The organism is Polaromonas sp. (genome assembly GCF_029945685.1).
Classification (GTDB): Bacteria; Pseudomonadota; Gammaproteobacteria; order Burkholderiales; family Burkholderiaceae_C; genus Polaromonas.
In genome coordinates this window covers 39,868-57,940 of the sequence record NZ_JAQSDA010000012.1, presented here as the reverse complement: position 1 = coordinate 57,940, position 18,073 = coordinate 39,868, and the positions used below count along the sequence as shown (strand labels likewise).

19 protein-coding genes and 1 other RNA gene are annotated in these 18,073 nt (G+C 65.4%); 13 read left to right on the top strand and 7 right to left on the bottom strand.

Annotated features, from left to right (window positions below):
* The first annotated feature begins 77 nt into the window (after positions 1–77).
* Complete coding sequence (locus PSV26_RS09065) at positions 78–389, top strand: DUF3579 domain-containing protein (protein WP_300515160.1); 312 nt, start codon at positions 78–80, stop codon at positions 387–389.
* A gap of 48 nt (positions 390–437) precedes the next feature.
* Positions 438–511, top strand: a non-coding RNA gene (locus PSV26_RS09060) — sX9 sRNA.
* A gap of 144 nt (positions 512–655) precedes the next feature.
* On the opposite strand, the gene rpsT is transcribed toward PSV26_RS09060, so the two are convergent.
* Entirely contained in the window at positions 656–964 is a 309-nt protein-coding gene (rpsT, locus tag PSV26_RS09055; protein WP_096667998.1) for a 30S ribosomal protein S20, read from the bottom strand.
* Positions 965–1,277: 313 nt separating this feature from the next.
* Between rpsT and murJ the strand changes: the two genes are divergently transcribed.
* Both murJ and PSV26_RS09045 read left to right on the top strand, forming a co-directional pair.
* On the top strand, positions 1,278–2,843 hold the full coding sequence (gene murJ, locus PSV26_RS09050) for a murein biosynthesis integral membrane protein MurJ (protein ID WP_300569970.1): 1,566 nt from the start codon (positions 1,278–1,280) through the stop codon (positions 2,841–2,843).
* Between the two features lie 54 nt (positions 2,844–2,897).
* Positions 2,898–3,749, top strand: a complete 852-nt coding sequence (locus tag PSV26_RS09045; protein WP_300569967.1) for a tetratricopeptide repeat protein — start codon at positions 2,898–2,900, stop codon at positions 3,747–3,749.
* Between the two features lie 153 nt (positions 3,750–3,902).
* On the opposite strand, the gene PSV26_RS09040 is transcribed toward PSV26_RS09045, so the two are convergent.
* The 3 genes from PSV26_RS09040 to purM form a co-directional block, all read right to left on the bottom strand.
* Positions 3,903–4,832 (bottom strand): ParA family protein, encoded by a 930-nt coding sequence (locus PSV26_RS09040; protein ID WP_300514936.1) that lies wholly within the window; start codon positions 4,830–4,832, stop codon positions 3,903–3,905.
* A gap of 133 nt (positions 4,833–4,965) precedes the next feature.
* On the bottom strand, positions 4,966–6,171 hold the full coding sequence (locus PSV26_RS09035) for an MFS transporter (RefSeq protein WP_300569965.1): 1,206 nt from the start codon (positions 6,169–6,171) through the stop codon (positions 4,966–4,968).
* A 49-nt stretch (positions 6,172–6,220) separates the two neighbouring features.
* A complete protein-coding gene (purM, locus tag PSV26_RS09030) occupies positions 6,221–7,261 on the bottom strand; it encodes a phosphoribosylformylglycinamidine cyclo-ligase (protein WP_300514941.1) in 1,041 nt (346 codons plus the stop codon).
* A 93-nt stretch (positions 7,262–7,354) separates the two neighbouring features.
* Between purM and PSV26_RS09025 the strand changes: the two genes are divergently transcribed.
* The 5 genes from PSV26_RS09025 to folK all read left to right on the top strand — a co-directional run bounded on the left by PSV26_RS09025 (position 7,355) and on the right by folK (position 12,150).
* On the top strand, positions 7,355–8,425 hold the full coding sequence (locus PSV26_RS09025; RefSeq protein WP_300514944.1) for an AI-2E family transporter: 1,071 nt from the start codon (positions 7,355–7,357) through the stop codon (positions 8,423–8,425).
* A gap of 161 nt (positions 8,426–8,586) precedes the next feature.
* Positions 8,587–9,273: a DnaA regulatory inactivator Hda gene (gene hda, locus PSV26_RS09020; protein WP_300514947.1), complete on the top strand. Its 687-nt coding sequence runs from the start codon at positions 8,587–8,589 to the stop codon at positions 9,271–9,273.
* Entirely contained in the window at positions 9,270–9,959 is a 690-nt protein-coding gene (locus PSV26_RS09015) for an HAD family phosphatase (protein WP_300514950.1), read from the top strand. The genes hda and PSV26_RS09015 overlap by 4 nt, the downstream gene beginning before the upstream one ends.
* Before the next feature lie 62 nt (positions 9,960–10,021).
* Positions 10,022–11,620 (top strand): polynucleotide adenylyltransferase PcnB, encoded by a 1,599-nt coding sequence (gene pcnB / locus PSV26_RS09010; protein WP_300514953.1) that lies wholly within the window; start codon positions 10,022–10,024, stop codon positions 11,618–11,620.
* A gap of 23 nt (positions 11,621–11,643) precedes the next feature.
* Positions 11,644–12,150 (top strand): 2-amino-4-hydroxy-6-hydroxymethyldihydropteridine diphosphokinase, encoded by a 507-nt coding sequence (folK, locus tag PSV26_RS09005; protein ID WP_300569963.1) that lies wholly within the window; start codon positions 11,644–11,646, stop codon positions 12,148–12,150.
* A 12-nt stretch (positions 12,151–12,162) separates the two neighbouring features.
* Here the strand turns inward: folK and pdxH are convergent, their stop codons facing one another.
* Positions 12,163–12,810, bottom strand: coding sequence for a pyridoxamine 5'-phosphate oxidase (gene pdxH, locus PSV26_RS09000; RefSeq protein WP_300569959.1), 648 nt, complete (start codon positions 12,808–12,810; stop codon positions 12,163–12,165).
* A 23-nt stretch (positions 12,811–12,833) separates the two neighbouring features.
* Between pdxH and PSV26_RS08995 the strand changes: the two genes are divergently transcribed.
* Positions 12,834–13,418, top strand: coding sequence for an NTP transferase domain-containing protein (locus PSV26_RS08995; RefSeq protein ID WP_300514959.1), 585 nt, complete (start codon positions 12,834–12,836; stop codon positions 13,416–13,418).
* Positions 13,419–13,530: 112 nt separating this feature from the next.
* Here PSV26_RS08995 and PSV26_RS08990 read toward each other — a convergent pair whose 3' ends face one another.
* Both PSV26_RS08990 and PSV26_RS08985 read right to left on the bottom strand, forming a co-directional pair.
* On the bottom strand, positions 13,531–14,040 hold the full coding sequence (locus PSV26_RS08990; RefSeq protein WP_300569956.1) for a superoxide dismutase family protein: 510 nt from the start codon (positions 14,038–14,040) through the stop codon (positions 13,531–13,533).
* Positions 14,041–14,081: 41 nt separating this feature from the next.
* Positions 14,082–14,657, bottom strand: a complete 576-nt coding sequence (locus PSV26_RS08985; protein WP_300570093.1) for a gamma-glutamylcyclotransferase — start codon at positions 14,655–14,657, stop codon at positions 14,082–14,084.
* Positions 14,658–14,810: 153 nt separating this feature from the next.
* Here PSV26_RS08985 and PSV26_RS08980 point away from each other — a divergent pair, with 153 nt between their 5' ends.
* The 3 genes from PSV26_RS08980 to eda all read left to right on the top strand — a co-directional run bounded on the left by PSV26_RS08980 (position 14,811) and on the right by eda (position 18,027).
* Positions 14,811–15,380, top strand: coding sequence for an OmpA family protein (locus tag PSV26_RS08980; protein WP_300514964.1), 570 nt, complete (start codon positions 14,811–14,813; stop codon positions 15,378–15,380).
* A 182-nt stretch (positions 15,381–15,562) separates the two neighbouring features.
* Complete coding sequence (gene edd, locus PSV26_RS08975) at positions 15,563–17,383, top strand: phosphogluconate dehydratase (RefSeq protein WP_300514967.1); 1,821 nt, start codon at positions 15,563–15,565, stop codon at positions 17,381–17,383.
* Positions 17,380–18,027, top strand: a complete 648-nt coding sequence (eda, locus tag PSV26_RS08970; protein ID WP_300515165.1) for a bifunctional 4-hydroxy-2-oxoglutarate aldolase/2-dehydro-3-deoxy-phosphogluconate aldolase — start codon at positions 17,380–17,382, stop codon at positions 18,025–18,027. The genes edd and eda overlap by 4 nt, the downstream gene beginning before the upstream one ends.
* The last annotated feature ends 46 nt before the right edge of the window (positions 18,028–18,073 follow it).

The window sequence follows — 18,073 nt, the reverse complement described above, 5'->3', positions numbered from 1 at the left end:
TTATATAAGATAGAATCGTTGTGCGCTGCAACATGGGGCTCGATCCTGGCTCCGGGCACGCAAAAACCTTCCACCCGATGGTCTCCAACACCGCCAAAGAAGTCTTCATTCAAGGCGTCACCCGCGACGGCAAAACCTTTCGCCCCAGCGACTGGGCGGACCGGCTGTGCGGCGTGATGAGCCAGTTCCGCCCCGGTGGCCCGCAGCCGGGCAGTCACCTGACCTATTCCCCGTGGTGTGTGCCCACGGTGATCAATGGCGTCAAATGTGTGGTGGTCAACAGCGAACTGCGCGATGCCGAGCCCATGGCCTGGGACTTTGCGATCAATTTCGCCAAGGACAACGACCTGCAGATCGCCGAAGCCTGCCTGATTCCGGACAAACCATAAAGCTACTGCGCGGGCGCGAAGCGGCGTTGCGCGGTGCTCGTCATCCTCATGTACCCAAAGTACATTCCGGTGCCTGCGCTCCGTGCGCCTTGCCTCGCGCCCGCTCGCTACGCTTTCTGGCCTATCCGGGGCGAAGTTTGAAGTGAAGCGCAAACAAAAAAGCCGTCTTTCGACGGCTTTTTTGCTTTGCTGGCAGCGCACCCTGCAGAACGGCGGACTGAAAAAATCAGCCCGGGCGGGTTGCCTGATTGCTCAGGCGATGGTTTTTACGCGGCGGGAGTGGCCAGGGCGAGTGCCTTGACCTTGGTGGACAGGCGGCTCTTGTCGCGCGCTGCCTTGTTCTTGTGGAAGATGCCCTTGTCGGCAATCGTGTCCACAATGCTCTGCGCCTTGGCGAAGAGTTCGGTGGCTTTGGTCTTGTCGCCGGCGGCGACAGCTTTTTCGACGTTTTTCACGGCGGTGCGGTATTTCGAGCGCAGCGAGGTGTTGGCGGCATTGAGTTTGCTGTCCTGGCGAACGCGTTTGCGGCCGGAGGCCAGGCGGGGGTTCTTTTTCTTGGGTTTGGCGGTAGCCATATAAGTGTTCCTTAAATGAGGAAAAGTCTGCGGATGATGCTTAGCAAAGCTTTCCATTATACCCCCACGATTGCTCACTCCGTGTAGCGCCCTGCCTACCGAGAGGGGCCGCTGCGCCTGCGGCCGAGCGAAGCCCGTTCCGCGGCCCGGGCCGGTTTGTGAGCCCCGCTGACACGTGAGCCGGTATTTTTCAAGCAGGGGCCGCGGGTCTGGCTTTGCCAGCCCGCAGGCGCAGCGGCCCGCTCGGGGGGCAGCGCAGTACGCGAAGCGACAAGCGTGGGGGCCTTGTCTGGGGGGCCATTAAACTCCCCGGGTGACTTTATTCAAATCCGCATCCACCGTTTCCATGTTCACGCTGGTGTCCCGGATCACCGGCCTGGTGCGGGAGTTGCTGGTGGCCTCGACGTTTGGCGCCAGCGCCATGACGGACGCCTTCAACGTCGCTTTCCGCATTCCCAACCTGTTTCGCCGCCTGTTTGCCGAGGGCGCGTTCAGCCAGGCCTTTGTGCCGGTGCTGGCCGCCAGCAAGGCCCAGCACGGCGAGGCGGCCACCCAGGTGCTGGTCAACCGGGTCGCCACGCTGCTGGCCTGGGCGCTGCTGCTGACCTGTGTGATCGGGGTGGCGGCGGCCCCGGCGCTGGTCTGGCTGATGGCCAGCGGCCTGAAGCAGGAACCGCGCGGCTTCGAGGCGGCAGTCTTCATGACGCGCTGGATGTTCCCCTACATCGGCTTCATGTCGCTGGTGGCCCTGTCGGCCGGCATTCTGAACACCTGGAAGCGTTTTGCCGTGCCGGCCGCCACACCGGTGCTGCTGAACTTCTCCATGATTGGCGCGGCCTGGCTGGGTGCGCCCTGGCTCAAGACCCAGGGCGTGGAGCCGATTTATGCGATGGGCGCCGGCGTCATGCTGGGCGGGGCCCTGCAACTGGCGGTGCAGGTGCCTGCGCTGCTCCGGATCGGCATGCTGCCTCGCGTCGGTCTGGGCTGGACCGCCATCCGCAGCGCCTGGAACGACCCCGGAACAAGAAACATTGCCCGCCTCATGCTGCCGGCCCTGCTGGGGGTGAGCGTGGCGCATGTGTCTACCATCATCAACACCCAGATCGCCTCGCACCTGACCCCCGGCAGCGTCAGCTGGCTGACCTACGCCGACCGCCTGATGGAGTTCCCCACCGCCATGTTGGGTGTGGCCATCGGGGTGGTGCTGATGCCGCAGCTGGCCGCCGCCAGGGCCGCAGGCGACGGTGACGCCTATTCCGCCATGCTGGACTGGGGCCTGCGTATCGTCGTGTTGATGGCCGTGCCCAGCGCCGTCGCCCTGCTGACCTTTGCCCAGCCGCTGGTGGCCACGCTGTACCACTACGGCGCCTTCACCGACCGCGACGTGCAGCAGACCACCACCGCGCTGATGGGCTACGGCGCCGGGCTGGTGGGCCTGGTGGCCATCAAGGTGCTGGCCCCCGGTTTTTACGCCAGCCAGGACATCCGCACGCCCGTGAAAATTGCGCTGGTGGTGCTGGTGATCACGCAGCTGCTCAACCTGGCCTTTGTGCCGCTGCTGCAACATGCCGGGCTGGCGCTGGCCATCGGCATAGGCGCGCTGGTCAATGCGCTCTGGCTGCTGATCGGCCTGCGCCAGCGCGGCAGCTACAGGCCGGCGCCGGGCTGGGGCAGGTTCGTGCTGCAGGTGCTGGCCGCCACGGCACTGCTGGCGGTCTTTTTGCTGTGGGCCGCCCAGGCCGTCAGCTGGACCGGGCTGCGGGCCGAAGCCTTCAAGCGAATCGGGTTGCTGGCCCTTGTGTTGCTTGCGTCAGGTGCTATTTATTTCGGAGCGCTTTGGGCGACCGGCCTGAAAGTGCGAAAGTTGGTGCGGCGCTGACGGTTTCCGGCGATGGCACTCGCGTCGCCCGGCGGTTTGTGAGAAAGTAGCGGCATGCTTCTCAATCTGGATGTTCCGTCGCCCTTGCAGTACTTTGCCAGCCTGGTGCAAAGCGATGAACATTTCCCCCTGCTGGAAGCAGCGGTCAGCGTGGCCCAGGACGAGTACCCGGATCTGGACGTGGAGCAGGTGCTTGGTGATGTGGACCAGCTGCTGGCCCGCCTCAGGCGGCGCTTGCCGTCCGACGCTTCGGCCCTGCAGCGGCTGCGGGCGCTGAACCAGTTTTTCTTCCGCGACCTGAATTTTGGCGGCAACATCAATGACTACTACGACCCCGACAACAGCTACCTGAACGCGGTGCTGAAAACCCGGCGCGGCATTCCGATCTCGCTGGCGGTGCTCTGGCTGGAACTTGCCGGCGGTGTCGGGCTCAATGCACGCGGCATTGCTTTTCCGGGCCACTTCATGGTCAAGGTCAACCTGCCCAAGGGCCAGGTGGTGATTGACCCTTTTACCGGCCAGTCGCTGAGCCGGGAAGAGCTGGCCGAGCGGCTGGAGCCGTTTCGCCAGCGCAGCGGCCTGGTGAACGACTTCGAGGTGCCTATCGGCCTGTACCTGCAGTCGGTGCCGTCGCGCGAGATCATCAGCCGCATGCTGCGCAACCTCAAGGAAATCCACAAGACCCAGCAGGACTGGCCACGGCTGATTGCCGTGCAGGATCGGTTGATCGTGCTGCATCCCGAGTCTTGGTCCGAGTACCGCGATCGCGGCCTGGCGCTTGCCGAGCAGGGTGAGGCCGGACGCGCCGTGCCGGACCTGGAGACTTACCTCGCGCGCGCCGAGGACGCACTGGACCTCGATGCCATCGCCGACCGCCTGGCCCGCTTGCGGCGCCAGAAAAGCTGAACCGGGCCATCCCGGGGCACGGAGCCACGCGCAGCAAGCGATCGTGGCAGATTCTTTTCAAGCAGGGGCCGCGGAGCTGGCTTTGCCAGTCCGCAGGCGCAGCGGCCCCCTAGGGGGGCAGGGCGCTATACGCAGTGAGCAACCGTGGGGGCCCTAATTCCGTTTCAAAAACTGGGGTATCTGTGGGCTGTCGGCTGTGCGTGTTGGGCGGGCCAGCGTAGGTACGGCCGGGGGACGCACCGGAGCCGGAGTGGTGCGGCCGGCGCTCAGGGTGGACATGCGGCCGCCCTGAACCATGGACTCCTGGGCCGGCATCAGGCTGCCCGGCAGTGAGCCCAGCCGCCTGGACACCACTTCGCCGGGCGCTTTCAGGGGTGACGCCGCACCTTTGGGCGCCAGGGTGCGTGCCGGAGGGCGCACCACACCTGCACCGTCGTTGGCCGCTTGTGGCGGGTAGAGCTGGGGCTTGAGCCACTGCAGGATGGGCGCCCACTGGGCCAGATCGGCGGCGGCCAGCTGGGGCTGCAGGTCAAAAATCGTCAGGCCGCGCTCCAGGCTGCGCACGTAGAGCTGGGTTTCGCGCAGGGCGCCCAGAAAAGGCACGCCCAGCGATTCCGCCCATTCGTCGAGTGTTTGCGCGGCATTGGTACGCGCATCGATACGCATGCCGACCACCGCCAGGCGGCAGCGGCCGCTGGCCACACGCGGCATGGTCATCAGTTCGGCGTGGCAGGCCTCGGCCGATTCGCGGTCGAACATCGAGTTGCACACCGGCATCACGATGGCGTCGGCAAACATCACGACGCGCGCGAGTTCAAAGCCGTGCATGCCGCCGGGGGTGTCAAGCACCACGTGGGTGATGCCGGTCGGCACACGCAACATGTTTTTCTGGTCCACCGCCCAGGGAGCGATGGCCGGCAGCGAGGCGTCGCGCCGTTTCAACCAGGCACGCGCCGATTGTTGCCGGTCCACGTCGCCCAGCATGACGGAGCTGCCATTGCGCGCGCACCATGCCGCGATGTGGGCGGCCAGTGTGCTTTTGCCACTGCCTCCCTTGCGGTTGACGACTGCGATGACCGGCATGAACGCTCCAGAAGGGGACAAAAGCAACAGTTTGATACAAAATATCTCAAAAGTCCAGTCTGCCCAATGAAAGCGGGCGCAAGCCGCTAGTATTTTTGTAGCAAAACTGTCTTATTCGGGGGAGGCCGCGGCGTCAATCGCGGACCCGTGCCCCGCGCCAGTACCCCAGCAGCGCCAGCGCCGCCAGACTGAAGACCGCGCCAGCAGCAAAGGTCACCGGGGCGCCGAGCTGGTCCCACAACACTCCGGCCACCGTGCTGGCCAGCAGCATGGCCAGGCCGCTCATCAGGTTGAAAAAACCGAAGGCGGTACCGCGCAGGTCGGCCGGTGCGGTGTCCGCCACCATGGTGGCCAGCAGTCCCTGGGTCATGGCCATGTGCAGGCCCCACAGGGCAATGCCGACCCAGACAAAGGTCCAGTGGTTGCCCGAGGCCAGCACCACATCGGCCGCGATCAGCACCAGCAGTCCCGCCGCCAGCAGTGTGGTGTGGCTCATCTTGTCCGACAGTTTGCCGAAGGGGTAGGCACCCAGGGCGTAAACGATGTTCATGCCAATCAGCACCAGTGGCGTCCAGGCGATCGGCATGCCGCCCTGCAGCGCGCGCAGCACCAGAAAGGCTTCGCTGAAGCGCGCAAGGGTGAAAACAGCGCCGATCACGACCACGCGCCAGTAAGGCGCACCCAGCCGCCGCAACTCGTCCCGGCTGATCGGGTTTCGCCGTGGCGCCGCCGCCTTGTCCGGTGCCGGTGCGGGTTCCTGCACACCGAACAGCAGCAAGGCCACCGCCATGAAACCCGGGACCATGGCGACCCAGAAAATTGCCCGGAAGTCGTTGGCCCAGAGCAGCATCAGGCCCATGGCGAGCAGCGGCCCGACGAAGGCGCCCACGGTATCAAGCGACTGCCGCAGCCCGAAGGCCGCACCGCGCATGCCGGGCGGGGCCAGATCGGCTACCAGCGCATCACGTGGCGCGCCGCGTATGCCTTTTCCGGTGCGGTCGATCAGGCGGGCGGCCAGCACCATGCCCGTGCTGGTGGCCAGCGCAAACAGGGGCTTGGAGGCGGCGCCCAGGCCATAACCCAGCACCGCCAGTGGTTTGCGCTTGCCCCAGTAGTCGCTGAGCACGCCCGAGAACACCTTGACGATGAGGGCCGTGGCCTCGGCAACACCTTCAATCAGGCCGACCGCCCACATGCTGGTGCCCAGCACCGTCACCATGAAGACGGGCAACAGGCTGTGGATCATCTCGGAGGAAATGTCCATCAGCAGGCTGACAAAACCCAGTGCCCAGATGGCGGCCGGAAGCCGTGGTGGGCTGACAGGAGGTGTGGCGGGCATGGCAGGGGTGATCCGTGGGGTCTGCGGCGTCTGCCCCGTGTCTTGCGCCCTAGCTGACGGTGACCGCGGCGCCGTCGCCTTGCAGCGTAATCACGCCGATTTCATGCACCTGTTCGCCGGCTTCGCGCAGGGTTTGGGCGGTGGCCTGGGCGTGGGCGGCATCCACCACCACCACCATGCCGATGCCGTTGTTGAACGTGCGGTTCATCTCGAAGTCGGAAATGGCCGCGGTTTTCTGCAGCCAGGCAAACAGCTCGGTCTGCGGCCAGCTGCCCTTGTTAAGATGGGCGGCCATGCCTTCGGGCAACACGCGCGGTATGTTTTCCAGCAGGCCGCCGCCGGTGATGTGGGCCAGTGCCTTGATCGGGTGGGCGGCCAGCGCGGCCAGCACGTTTTTCACGTACAGGCGGGTCGGCGCCATCAGGGCCTGCCTGAAAGGTTGGCCGTCCAGCGTGGCGGGCAGGTCGGCGCCGGCACGTTCGATACATTTGCGCACCAGGCTGAAGCCGTTGGAATGCACGCCGCTGCTGGCCAGGCCCAGCACCACGTCGCCGGGCTGGACATCCTTGCCGGTGAGGATTTTGGATTTTTCAACCGCACCCACGGCAAAACCGGCGAGGTCGTATTCGCCCTCGGGGTACATGCCGGGCATTTCGGCGGTTTCGCCGCCTATCAGCGCGCAACCACTGAGTTCGCAGCCTCTGGCAATGCCGCCCACCACGGCGGCAGCGGTGTCCACATCGAGCTTGCCGCAGGCAAAGTAGTCCAGAAAAAACAGCGGCTCGGCGCCCTGCACCAGCACGTCGTTGACGCTCATGGCCACCAGGTCGATGCCCACGGTGTCGTGCATGGCCCATTCAAAAGCCAGGCGCAGCTTGGTGCCGACACCATCGGTGCCGCTGACCAGGACCGGCTCCTTGTAGCGCTTGGGCACCTCGAACAGTGCGCCAAAGCCGCCAATACCGGCCAGCACGCCTTCACGCATGGTTTTCCTGGCCAGGGGCTTGATGCGTTCAACCAGGGCGTCGCCCGCGTCGATGTCAACACCGGCGTCTTTGTAACTCAGGGGGGAAGGGGAGGAGGTGGTCATGCTGCTTGGGTGGTGGGAAGGGAGCGGCGGGACGGACATGCAAGCCCGATAGAATCCAAGGCAAGATTCTAAGGGTTCACCCCGACCGACAGCATGCTATTTACTTCGACCCAAAAAAGCGCCGCCACCTGGTGCCTGATTGCCGCGCTGGCGCTGCTGGCGTTGTGGCTGCTGGGGCCGGTGTTGACGCCGTTTGTGGTGGGCGCCGTGCTGGCCTATGTGCTGACGCCGGTGGTGAACTGGCTCGATCATCTGGGCCGGGGCCGGATGCCGCGCCTGCTGGCCGTGTTGATCGTGGAAGCCCTGTTCCTCCTGATTCTCTTGTCCGTCCTGCTGCTGGTGGTGCCGATTTTCGCCAAGGAACTGCCGTTGCTGCGCGAGCAGTTGCCGCTGCTGGCAGACCGCATCAACAATGCCCTGGGGCCCTGGCTGGCGCAGTTCGGCATCACCGTATCGCTGGATGTCGCGAGCATCAAGGCTTTTGTTGGCAAGTACCTCAGCACCAATTTCGAGGATGCCTTCGGTTCGGTGCTTTCCTCGCTCAAGCTGGGCGGCAGCGTGGCCCTGGCCATCGTGGGCAACATGGTGCTGATCCCGGTGGCCCTGTTTTTCCTGCTCAAGGACTGGGACCGGTTCGTCGCGCTGCTGCTTGAGCTGGTGCCACCCAAGCTGCGGGCTTCCTTTGACAGTTTCATGGACGAGGCCGACACCGTGCTCGGTCAGTACCTGCGCGGGCAGTTGCTGGTCATGGGCGTGCTGGCGATCTATTTCAGCGTGGCGCTGACGCTGTTCGGCTTCGATCTGGCCGTACCGGTGGGTGTTTTCACCGGCCTGGCGTTTTTTATTCCCTATCTGGGCTTTGGTCTCGGTTTGCTTCTGGCGCTCATGGCCGGCATCTTGCAGTTCGGTGGCCTGTATGGCGTGCTGGTGGTCGCCGGCGTCTACGGCGCGGGGCAACTGGTCGAGAGTTTGTACCTGACGCCGCGGCTGGTCGGTGAGCGCATCGGCCTGCATCCGCTGGCCGTTATTTTTGCCCTGCTGGCTTTCGGGCAGCTGTTCGGCTTTCTCGGCGTGCTGATTGCCCTGCCGGCCAGTGCCGTGCTGCTGGTCGGCATTCGTCGCATGCGTGCCGGTTACATGGCCAGCAAGCTGTATCAAGGCTAGGACATGGCCCCCACGCTTGTCACTTCGTGTACTGCGCTGCCCCCCGAGGGGGCCGCTGCGCCTGCGGCCCGGCTGAGCCGGTTCCGCGGCCCCTGCTGGTCTGGGGTCAAAGCTTTCACGCCATTTGCTTTGATCGCGCGACTTGCCGATGGGCGGCAGAAATGAAGCAGATCGCACTGGATATCGGGCTGGCGTCGCTTCCGTCGTTCTCCAATTTTTTTGCTGGGCCCAACGAAGCCGCGCTCAAACACCTGGAGCTGTGGGCCGGCAACAGTCTGCGCTCGCCAGTGCCCACTTACCTTTGGGGCGAACCGGGCAGCGGCAAGACTCATTTGCTCAAGGCGGTCAACGAAGTGCTGCGGGAGCAGGGCGCCTCGGTGGGCTGGCTGGACGCTTCGGTACTGGAGCCACCCGATTTCAACGAAAAATGGGCGGCGGTGATCATGGACGATTGCCACCTCTACACCGCGGTGCAGCAGCAAGCGGCCTTCAACTGGTTCGTCAATGCGCTCAATGCCGCCGACGGGCACCCGCGCTGGGTGCTGGCGGCGGGCAACGCGCCGCCAGCTGACCTGGCCCTGCGCGAAGATCTGCGCACTCGCCTGGGCTGGGGCCATGTGTTTGCGCTGCAGGCCCTGACCGAGCCGGAACGCCGTGCGGTGCTGCGCCAGGAGGCCGACGCACGCGGCGTGTTCCTCAGCGACGAGGCCATGGATTTCATCCTGAGCCGCTTCTCGCGCGATCTCGGCAACCTGATGCAGCTGTTGGACCAGCTCGACGCCTACGCGCTGCAGACGCAGCGCGCGATCACGATTCCACTGATCAAATCCATGCTGGAGACCCTGTGACATCACACCCGGGCGCCGTAAAACGGCGCATCGCCCTGTTCGACCTCGACCACACGCTGATTCCCATCGATTCCGACTACGAGTGGGGCGAGTTCACGATTGCGCTGGGCTGGTGCGATGGCCACGAATTCAAGCGCCGCAACGCCGAGTTTTTTGCCCATTACCAGGCCGGCACGCTCGATATCCATGACTACGTACGTTTTGCCACCCAGGCCATCCGGGCTCAGGGCGCTACAAAATCAATAGCTGCTCACGCCCGGTTCATGAGCGAAATCGTGCAAAAAGGCATACAAGCCGCGGCGCGGGACCTGGTCCGCGGCCACCAGGCGGCAGGGGACGACACCGTGATCGTCACCGCGACCAACGAATTCGTGACCCGGCCCATCGCCGAGGCCTTCGGGGTGCCCGAGTTGATTGCGGTGGAACTCGAGCGTGACGCCGCCGGCCAGCTGACCGGCGAAATACGCGGCATACCGTCTTTTCGCGAAGGCAAGGTGGCGCGGGTCCAGCAGTGGCTGGCCGATCGGGGCCTGGACTGGGACGCAGTGGAAAGCACTTTTTACAGCGATTCCATGAACGATCTGCCTTTGCTGGAAAAAGTCACCCACCCGGTGGCCACCAACCCCGACGAGCGCCTGCGGGCGCTCGCCACCGAGCGCGGATGGCGCATACTTGAGCTGTTCTAACTGCCGTGGACGGCCAGCCTTGCCCTGCAAGCGCGGCCTGTCCGGCAAAATCTCCTGATTCCATGATCAAAAAATTTATCGACAAGCTGTTTGGCAAGTCCGCCAGTCCCGCCAGCGGTGCCACCCGGTCCAAAAAATCAGTTTTCGGGGAACGCCGCGAAGTCGGCCCCCAGGACCATGCGATCAACCCCAAGCTGGTCGATGAGCGCGCGATGGACGTGGTGCACACCCTCAAGCGGGCCGGCTACGAGGCCTTCATCGTCGGCGGCGCGGTGCGCGACCTGCTGGTCGGCCTGCGTCCCAAGGACTTCGATGTGGCCACCAACGCCACGCCCGAGCAGGTCAAGTCGCTGTTTCGCCGCGCCTTCATCATCGGCCGGCGCTTTCGCATCGTGCATGTGATTTACGGCCGCGGCCGCGAGCACGAGGTGATCGAAGTCTCGACCTTCCGCGCGCACCTGGACAGCAGCCTGGCAGAGCAGGTCGGCGGCAACGAGCGCACCAGCAAAAGCGAACTCGCCGGCATGAAACACGCGGTGGACGCCTCCGGCCGCGTGCTGCGCGACAACGTCTGGGGCCCGATGGAGGAAGACGCAGCCCGCCGTGACTTCACCATCAACGCCATGTATTACGACCCGGAGACGCAGATCGTGGTCGACTACCACCACGGCATCCGCGACGCCAAGAAAAAAATCATCCGCATGATTGGCGATCCGGCCACGCGTTACCGCGAAGACCCGGTGCGCATCATTCGTGCCGTGCGTTTTGCCGCCAAGCTCAGCGATCTGGGCTTCAAGTTTGAAGACAAGACGGTGGCGCCGCTCAAGACCATGAAAGGCTTGCTCGCCGACGTGCCGCAGTCGCGCCTGTTTGACGAAATGCTCAAGCTGCTGCAAACCGGCCACTCGCTGGCCAGCATCGAGCAGCTCAAGTTCCTGGGCCTGAACACCGGCATCTATCCCCTGCTGGATGTGGTGGTGGATACCTCGGAAGAACCTTTCCTGCAGCTGGCCCTGCTCGACACCGACCGCCGCGTCGCCGAAGGCAAGCCGGTCGCGCCCAGCTTTCTGCTGTCCTGCGTGCTCTGGGCCGATGTGCGCGAAGGCTGGGCCCGGCGTCTCAATCGCGGCGAGCACATCATGCCCGCGCTGCAGGACGCGATCGACGATGCCTTCAACGCCAAGATCGGCGATGTGTCCGGCCGCGGCAAGCTGGGCACCGACATGCGCGAGATCTGGACCATGCAGCCGCGTTTTGAAAAACGCACCGGCAGCTCGCCTTATTCGCTGCTGGAGCAGCCGCGTTTTCGCGCCGGCTTTGACTTCCTGCGCCTGCGCGCGCAGACCGGTGAAATTGATCTGGAGCTGTCCGAGTGGTGGGAGAAATTCAGCACCGCTTACGACGACGAGCGTCATGAAATGATCGAGCAGATGCGGCTGGCGCAATCACAAAAGCCGCAGCAGTCACGCAGCCGCGTCAAGCGGGCCGAGCCGCATGATCCGCGCAACCTGGAAGCGGGTGAGGCAACGGCGCCGTCATCCCCATCCACGGAGTCTGGTGAAGCAGCGCCCGCCAAAAAGCGCAGGCGCCGCCGCAAGCCGGTCAACCGCGAAGGTGGAGCGGTGGCTGGTCCGCCCTCCGACGCCCCGACCGACTATTGAGCCAGGCGGCCATGGCGACGGGCTTGCGCGCTGATTCGCCCCATCCTGTCACGGCGTATGTGGCGCTGGGGGCCAACCTCGGTGATGCCGGCGCGGCCGTGCGGGCGGCCATGGAGGCCCTGGCGGGCCTGCCGCTGACCCAGGTGACCGGCCGCTCCAGCCTGTACCGGACCGCGCCGCTGGCCGGCGCGGGCGACCCGCCCGGCCCGGCTGCCGGTGGCGACTACATCAATGCGTTGGTGGAGGTACAGACGGCCCTGAGCGCGCCCGATCTGCTGCGCCAGTTGCAGGCCCTGGAACAGGCCGCCGGCCGCGAGCGGCCCTATCGCAACGCGCCGCGCACGCTGGATCTGGATCTGCTTTTGTATGGCAGTGGGAGCATCGATTCAGCCCGGCTTACCGTGCCGCACCCGCGCATGGCGCAGCGGGCTTTTGTGCTGGTGCCGCTGGCGGAGATTGCGCCGGGGCTGGTGCCGCAGGCGCAGCTTGATGCGGTGGCGAATCAGCCGATCCAGCGCCTGGATTCCTGACGGTCGCCGGATTCAGGGTGCCAGACGCTCGCGCAGCCAGCCCGCCCCGTCCTGGGTGTAGCGCAGCCGGTCATGCAGCCGGCTTTTGCGGCCTTGCCAAAATTGCCAGTTGTCCGGTTTGAGCCGGTAGCCGCCCCAGTGCGGCGGCCGTGGTGGCTGCAGCAAAAATTTGGCGCCATATTTGGCCGCATTGGCCACCAGCACGCTGCGGCCGGAAATCACTTCGCTCTGCGGGCTGGCCCATGCACCAATGCGCGAATCCAGCGGCCGGCTGTGGAAATACTCGTCGCTTTCCTCGGCAGACACTTTTTCGACCCGGCCTTCAATGCGCACCACACGCTCGAGCTCGACCCAGTGAAACTGCAGCGCGGCGAAGGGATTGGTGGCCAGTTCCTGGCCCTTGCGGCTCTCGTAATTGGTGTACCAGACAATGCCGCGCTCGTCATACCCCTTGACCAGCACCACCCGGGTAGAGGGGCGGCCATTGCCGGCCACGGTGGCCAGGGTCATCGCATTGGGCTCGGGCACCCTGGCAGCGATGGCTTCCTTGAGCCATTGGTCAAATTGCTGCATCGGATCGGCATGCGAGGCGTATTCGTTGAGTTCGGCGCGTTCGTAGCTTTTGCGCAGGTCGGCGATGTTTTGGTGGGGCTCTGACATACTGGAAGTATAGGTAGTCCCCCATGCCCCTGTTTCCATCGCCCGTATCCCCCCCGCCCCCTGCACTGCCCACTGTCCTCGTGCTGGCAGCCGGCCGCGGCGAACGTTTTATCGCCAGTGGCGGCAGCACGCACAAGCTGGCAGCACTGCTGGCCGGCAAGCCGGTGCTGCAGCATGTGCTCGACGCAGTTCGCGCCAGTGGCCTGCCACACCATGTGGTGCAGGCCGATGTTTCACGGCCCGGCATGGGTGACTCCATTGCCGAGGGGGTTCGGGCTACGACCGATGCGGCTGGCTGGTTGATTCTGCCGGGCGATCTGCCGCTGGTGCGGGGTGACTCACTGCTGGCGGTGGCCGAGGCCCTGAAGCGGCACGCGGTGGTGATGGCCTCGTACCAGGGCATTCGCGGTCACCCGGTCGGGTTTTCGCCGGCGTGCCGCGACCAACTGCTGGCTTTGAAGGGAAATCAGGGTGCAGCCCCCGTCGTTCGTGCGCAGGAAGCTATCAATTCAGTAGCAATTCTGGCGCTGGACGATGTGGGTGTGGTGACCGATATCGATACGCTGGGCGACTTGGCGCGCGCCGAAATATTGCTGGTCGCGCGTTGATCGTCTGGTGTCTTCATTCAAGCAGGGGCCGCGGAACCGGCTTTGCCGGGCCGCAGGCGCAGCGGCCCCTCGGGGGGCAGGGCGCGACACGAAGTGCGCAACCGTGGGGGCGCTACCTGATCACTGCGCAGGCCAGCCGAGGGCCCGAGTTGCCGGTCGGCTGGGTTTTGTAGTCATCAGGATCGCGGTGAACAATCAGGCCTTTGCCGACGATGTCGGTTACGCCGCTGCCGACAGCCAGGGAGCCTGATTCGAAGTTGAAGCGCGCGACGCCGCCGGCATCGGCTTTCAGGCTGGGCAGGTCGCCGGTGTGGTGCATGCCCATGCCGTGGCTGCCGTGCGGCGCGCCGGTGGGGTTGAAGTGCCCGCCCGCACTCATTCCGTCGCCGCTGGAGCAGTCGCCTTTTTCATGCACATGAAAGCCGTGTTCCGCATTCGGCTTGAGGCCGCGGATTTCGCCGCTCACCAGCACCTTGTTGCCCACTTGGACAAAACTGACGCTGCCGCTGGTGGCATTGCCTGTCGTGGGTTGCAGCTGCGCGGTGGCGCGCGGACCGCTGGGGCTGCTGGCGCAGGCGACCAGCAGGGCCGCGGTCGTCACGAGAAGAAGGGCTGTTTTCATGAGGTCTCCAGAGTGGGTGTTGCGGAAGGAATGGTGTGACTTTAGGCCTGCGGCCCGTCGCTGGCAATCCCTGCCTGCGAGAGTTGGAGCAGGCGCGCCAGCCGGGCATCTGAAATGCCGTGGTTGTGCAGGCTTTCGAGCGTCTGGCGTGCATAGTCGTGCGTGGTGCCGTAGCGGCCGCAGGCGCTCGAGAAAATCTGCCGGTAGTGCGTTTCGCTGAGCTCGCCCGTGAAACTGGGACTGCGCCGTGACAGGGTGAAGGCCAGCGCCTGGACCAGCCCTTTGTCGGTGTTGCAACGCAGCAGGCGCGGGTCATACACCGCGGTGGCCATTTCGCGCAGCCAGAGTCTGGCGACCACCTCCGGCACGTCGTGTTTCGGTACGCGGTACACCACACCGTGGCAACTGCCGCCCGAGAGCAGGGCAAACACCAGCCCCGGACACTCGGGCGTGCCGCGGTTGATGCGGCTCCACATCTTCAGTGCCCGGTGCCAGCCGTGCACCCGCGCGCGCCGCAGTTCGGCAAAGTCGAAATCGGGCCGCCAGATCAGCGAGGCGTAGCCGAATATCCAGAGGTCCTCGCGGCCGCCCCACTGGTGCAGAAAACGATCGAGCATGGGCGCCGGATCACGCAAGGGACGCAGGTCAGGAGGCGGGGGAGTATCCACAGTCAGACTTTACAATGACCGGCTCACACCGGCGACACTGCCGGTTATTTTTTGCGGCCGGTACAGGCGCCTTCGCCAGTGCCGTTTCACGGAGTTTTATCCATGTCTTCCTCATCGGATGATGAACAGCTGGGCCTGGTGCTGGGCCTTGTATTTGCCATCGTTGCCCTGGTGATCGCGCTCGTGATGGGCTTCGCGCTGCAGCGTCGGGACGCGCTGCCCTTGCCCGCCCCGGCGGGGGCTGCCGGGCTGCCGGTGTTGGCCGCGCCGGTGGCCGCTGCGTCACGGCCCCTGGTGCCGGCCAGTGCGGCGGCACCCGCGCTGTCGGCTCGGGATGTGGCGGATGCCGCGAGCATCACGGTGGAATACGGTGTGGTGAAGTTCTATTTTGCGTCCGGCAAGGCCGACCTGGCGCCCGGCGCCGGTGCGGCCCTGGTCGATGTGGTCCGGGCCGCCAAAACCGGCAAGAAGGTGGTCATTGCCGGTTTTCACGATCCCAGGGGCAATGCCGCAGCCAATGCCGAATTGGCCCGCCAGCGGGCGCTGGCAGTCCGTGATTCGCTGAGGGCCGCAGGTGTGGCAGACAGCCAGATCACGCTGCAAAAACCCGAGCAGGTGCCTGGAACGGGGAGCGACGCAGAGGCGCGCCGGGTCGAGATCACCCTGCAGTAAGAATCAGCGTGGAGCACAGGGGTGGGCAGTGGGGCCGCGGTAGCCACGTTTTTTGCCCCTGCTAGGTACCCGGTCTGTAACCCGCGCCTTTCCAAAAGAGGGGCAAACAAGTACGATGAAGATCGTAATAAAGTTACCGACTCATTTTCAGCCACCTGTTTGGCCCCCATCCCAAATCCCCCATGACCCTTCACACCACCGTCGCCGACGTCACCGCGCGTATCCGCGAGCGCAGCCTTGCGACGCGCAGCGGCTACCTTCAGCGTCTGGACGGCGCGGCCACGCGGGCCATCAGCGTGGACCGCATGGGCTGCGGCAACATCGCCCATGCGGTGGCCGGCATGCCGCTGGACGACCGCTTCAAGGTGGTCACCGAACGCGCCCCCAACATCGGCATCGTCACCGCCTACAACGACATGTTGTCGGCGCACACGCCGCTGCAGCCGTATCCGGACCTGATCAAGCGGGAAGCGCGCCTGCACGGTGCCACGGCGCAGGTGGCCGGCGGCGTGCCCGCCATGTGTGACGGCGTCACGCAGGGCACGCCGGGCATGGAGCTCAGCCTGTTCAGCCGCGACGTGATTGCCATGGCGACCGCGGTGTCGCTGAGTCATGACATGTTCGACGCCGCGCTGATGCTGGGTGTGTGCGACAAGATCGTGCCCGGCCTGCTGATTGGCGCGCTGCATTTCGGCCACCTGCCCATGGTGTTCGTACCGGCCGGGCCCATGACCTCGGGTCTGCCGAACAAGGAAAAAGCCCGCGTGCGCGAGCAGGCCGCGCAGGGTCTGGTCGGGCGCGCGGAATTGCTCGAGGCGGAGCTCAAGAGTTACCACAGCCCCGGCACCTGCACCTTTTACGGCACCGCCAACAGCAACCAGATGCTGCTTGAAGCCATGGGCCTGCACGTGCCCGGCACCGCCTTTGTGAACCCCGGCGGCGAGCTGCGCGATGAACTCACGCGGGAGGCGACACGCACGGTGCTGGGCATCGTGAAGTCGTCGAAACGTTTTTCGCCCATCGGCAAAATCGTGGATGAAAAGGCCATCGTCAACGCCATGGTCGCGCTGCTGGCCACCGGCGGCTCCACCAACCACCTGATCCATTGGGTCGCGGTCGCGCACTCGGCCGGCATCGTGATCGACTGGAATGATTTTTCCGACCTGTCCGATGTCGTGCCGCTGTTGACCCATGTCTATCCGAACGGCAGCGCCGACGTGAACCAGTTCCAGGCGGCCGGCGGACCGGGTTTTGTGATCCGGGAGCTGCTCGACGCCGGCTTCATGCACGAGGACGTGCTGACGGTGCGCGCCGGCGGCATCCGCGAATACACGCGCGAGCCGGCCACGGTCGGCGGCAAGCTGGCCTGGCACGAGATGGGTGCGACGAAAGACGAGGCCATCGTGCGGCCGGCGGTTGCGCCCTTCAGCGCCAGCGGCGGCCTCAAGCTGCTGCAGGGCAACCTGGGGCGCAGCGTGATCAAGGTCTCGGCCGTGCCTGACGACCGTCATGTCATCGAGGCGCCGGCACGCGTGTTTGATTCGCAGGAAGACCTGCATGTGGCGTTCCGTGCCGGTGAACTGGATCGCGACGTGGTCTGCGTGGTGCGCTGGCAGGGGCCGCAGGCCAATGGCATGCCGGAGTTGCACAAACTCACGCCGCCGCTGGCCGTGCTGCAGGGCAAGGGCTTTCGCGTGGCGCTGGTGACTGATGGACGCATGAGCGGCGCCTCGGGCAAGGTGCCGGCAGCCATCCATGTGTCGCCGGAAGCAGCGGCTGGCGGGCCGCTGGCGAAAGTGCGTGATGGCGATGTGGTGCGGGTGGACGCGCTCGCCGGCACGCTGGAGGTCCGGGTTGCGGGCGACGACTGGGTGGCGCGGCCGACCGCCGTCATGCCGCAGGCGTTGCGTGATGCCAATGGTCAGGGGCTGGGGCGCGAACTGTTTGCCGGCATGCGTCGGCACGCGCTGACCGCCGAAGAAGGAGCCTTATCGTGGATGTGAGTATCGATACCCAGGGCCCGTTGACGGCCCGTCAGGTGATGCAGGACGCGGCGGTTATTCCGGTGATTGTGCTGACCGACGTCGCGCACGCTGTCCCGCTGGCGCGTGCGCTGGTGGCCGGCGGGATCCGCATGCTGGAGGTGACCCTGCGCACGCCGCAGGCGCTGGCCTGCATTGAAGCCATTGCACGTGATGTGCCCGAAGCCGTGGTCGGCGCCGGCACCGCGCGCAGCGCGGCCGATGTGCAGGCCTGCGCCATGGCCGGCGCGCGTTTCATCGTGAGTCCGGGCTACACCCATGCGGTGGGTGCGGCCTGCCGCGATGCACACCTGCCTCTCCTGCCCGGTGTGGCCACCGGCAGCGAAATCATGGCGGCGCAGGAAGACGGCTTCACCGAACTCAAGTTTTTCCCGGCCCTGCAGGCCGGCGGCCTGGCCATGCTCAAGGCCTGGAACGGCCCCTTCGGCGACGTGATGTTCTGCCCCACCGGCGGCATCACGGCAGCCAACGCGGCCGAGTTTCTGGCACTGCCCAATGTGGTCTGTGTCGGCGGCTCCTGGCTGGTGCCGGCCGATGCGCTGGCGCGCGGCGACTGGGTCCGGGTCACGGAGCTGGCGCGGCAGGCCGCCAGCTTGCCGAGATAGCGTGTTCATAGGTAATTTCGCCTCCAGTCCTTTCCTGGCGGGCGTC

Excerpts from the sequence above, each read along its gene's own strand:
- PSV26_RS08980 (WP_300514964.1), top strand. The coding sequence starts at position 14,811 with ATGTCTTCCTCATCGGATGATGAACAGCTGGGCCTGGTGCTGGGCCTT.
- pcnB (WP_300514953.1), top strand. The coding sequence starts at position 10,022 with ATGATCAAAAAATTTATCGACAAGCTGTTTGGCAAGTCCGCCAGTCCC.
- pdxH (WP_300569959.1), bottom strand. The coding sequence starts at position 12,810 with ATGTCAGAGCCCCACCAAAACATCGCCGACCTGCGCAAAAGCTACGAA.
- PSV26_RS09040 (WP_300514936.1), bottom strand. The coding sequence starts at position 4,832 with ATGCCGGTCATCGCAGTCGTCAACCGCAAGGGAGGCAGTGGCAAAAGC.
- purM (WP_300514941.1), bottom strand. The coding sequence starts at position 7,261 with ATGACCACCTCCTCCCCTTCCCCCCTGAGTTACAAAGACGCCGGTGTT.
- PSV26_RS08985 (WP_300570093.1), bottom strand. The coding sequence starts at position 14,657 with ATGCTCGATCGTTTTCTGCACCAGTGGGGCGGCCGCGAGGACCTCTGG.
- PSV26_RS08995 (WP_300514959.1), top strand. The coding sequence starts at position 12,834 with ATGCCCCTGTTTCCATCGCCCGTATCCCCCCCGCCCCCTGCACTGCCC.
- PSV26_RS09045 (WP_300569967.1), top strand. The coding sequence starts at position 2,898 with ATGCTTCTCAATCTGGATGTTCCGTCGCCCTTGCAGTACTTTGCCAGC.
- rpsT (WP_096667998.1), bottom strand. The coding sequence starts at position 964 with ATGGCTACCGCCAAACCCAAGAAAAAGAACCCCCGCCTGGCCTCCGGC.
- edd (WP_300514967.1), top strand. The coding sequence starts at position 15,563 with ATGACCCTTCACACCACCGTCGCCGACGTCACCGCGCGTATCCGCGAG.
- PSV26_RS09065 (WP_300515160.1), top strand. The coding sequence starts at position 78 with ATGGTCTCCAACACCGCCAAAGAAGTCTTCATTCAAGGCGTCACCCGC.
- PSV26_RS08990 (WP_300569956.1), bottom strand. The coding sequence starts at position 14,040 with ATGAAAACAGCCCTTCTTCTCGTGACGACCGCGGCCCTGCTGGTCGCC.
- PSV26_RS09025 (WP_300514944.1), top strand. The coding sequence starts at position 7,355 with ATGCTATTTACTTCGACCCAAAAAAGCGCCGCCACCTGGTGCCTGATT.
- hda (WP_300514947.1), top strand. The coding sequence starts at position 8,587 with ATGAAGCAGATCGCACTGGATATCGGGCTGGCGTCGCTTCCGTCGTTC.
- PSV26_RS09035 (WP_300569965.1), bottom strand. The coding sequence starts at position 6,171 with ATGCCCGCCACACCTCCTGTCAGCCCACCACGGCTTCCGGCCGCCATC.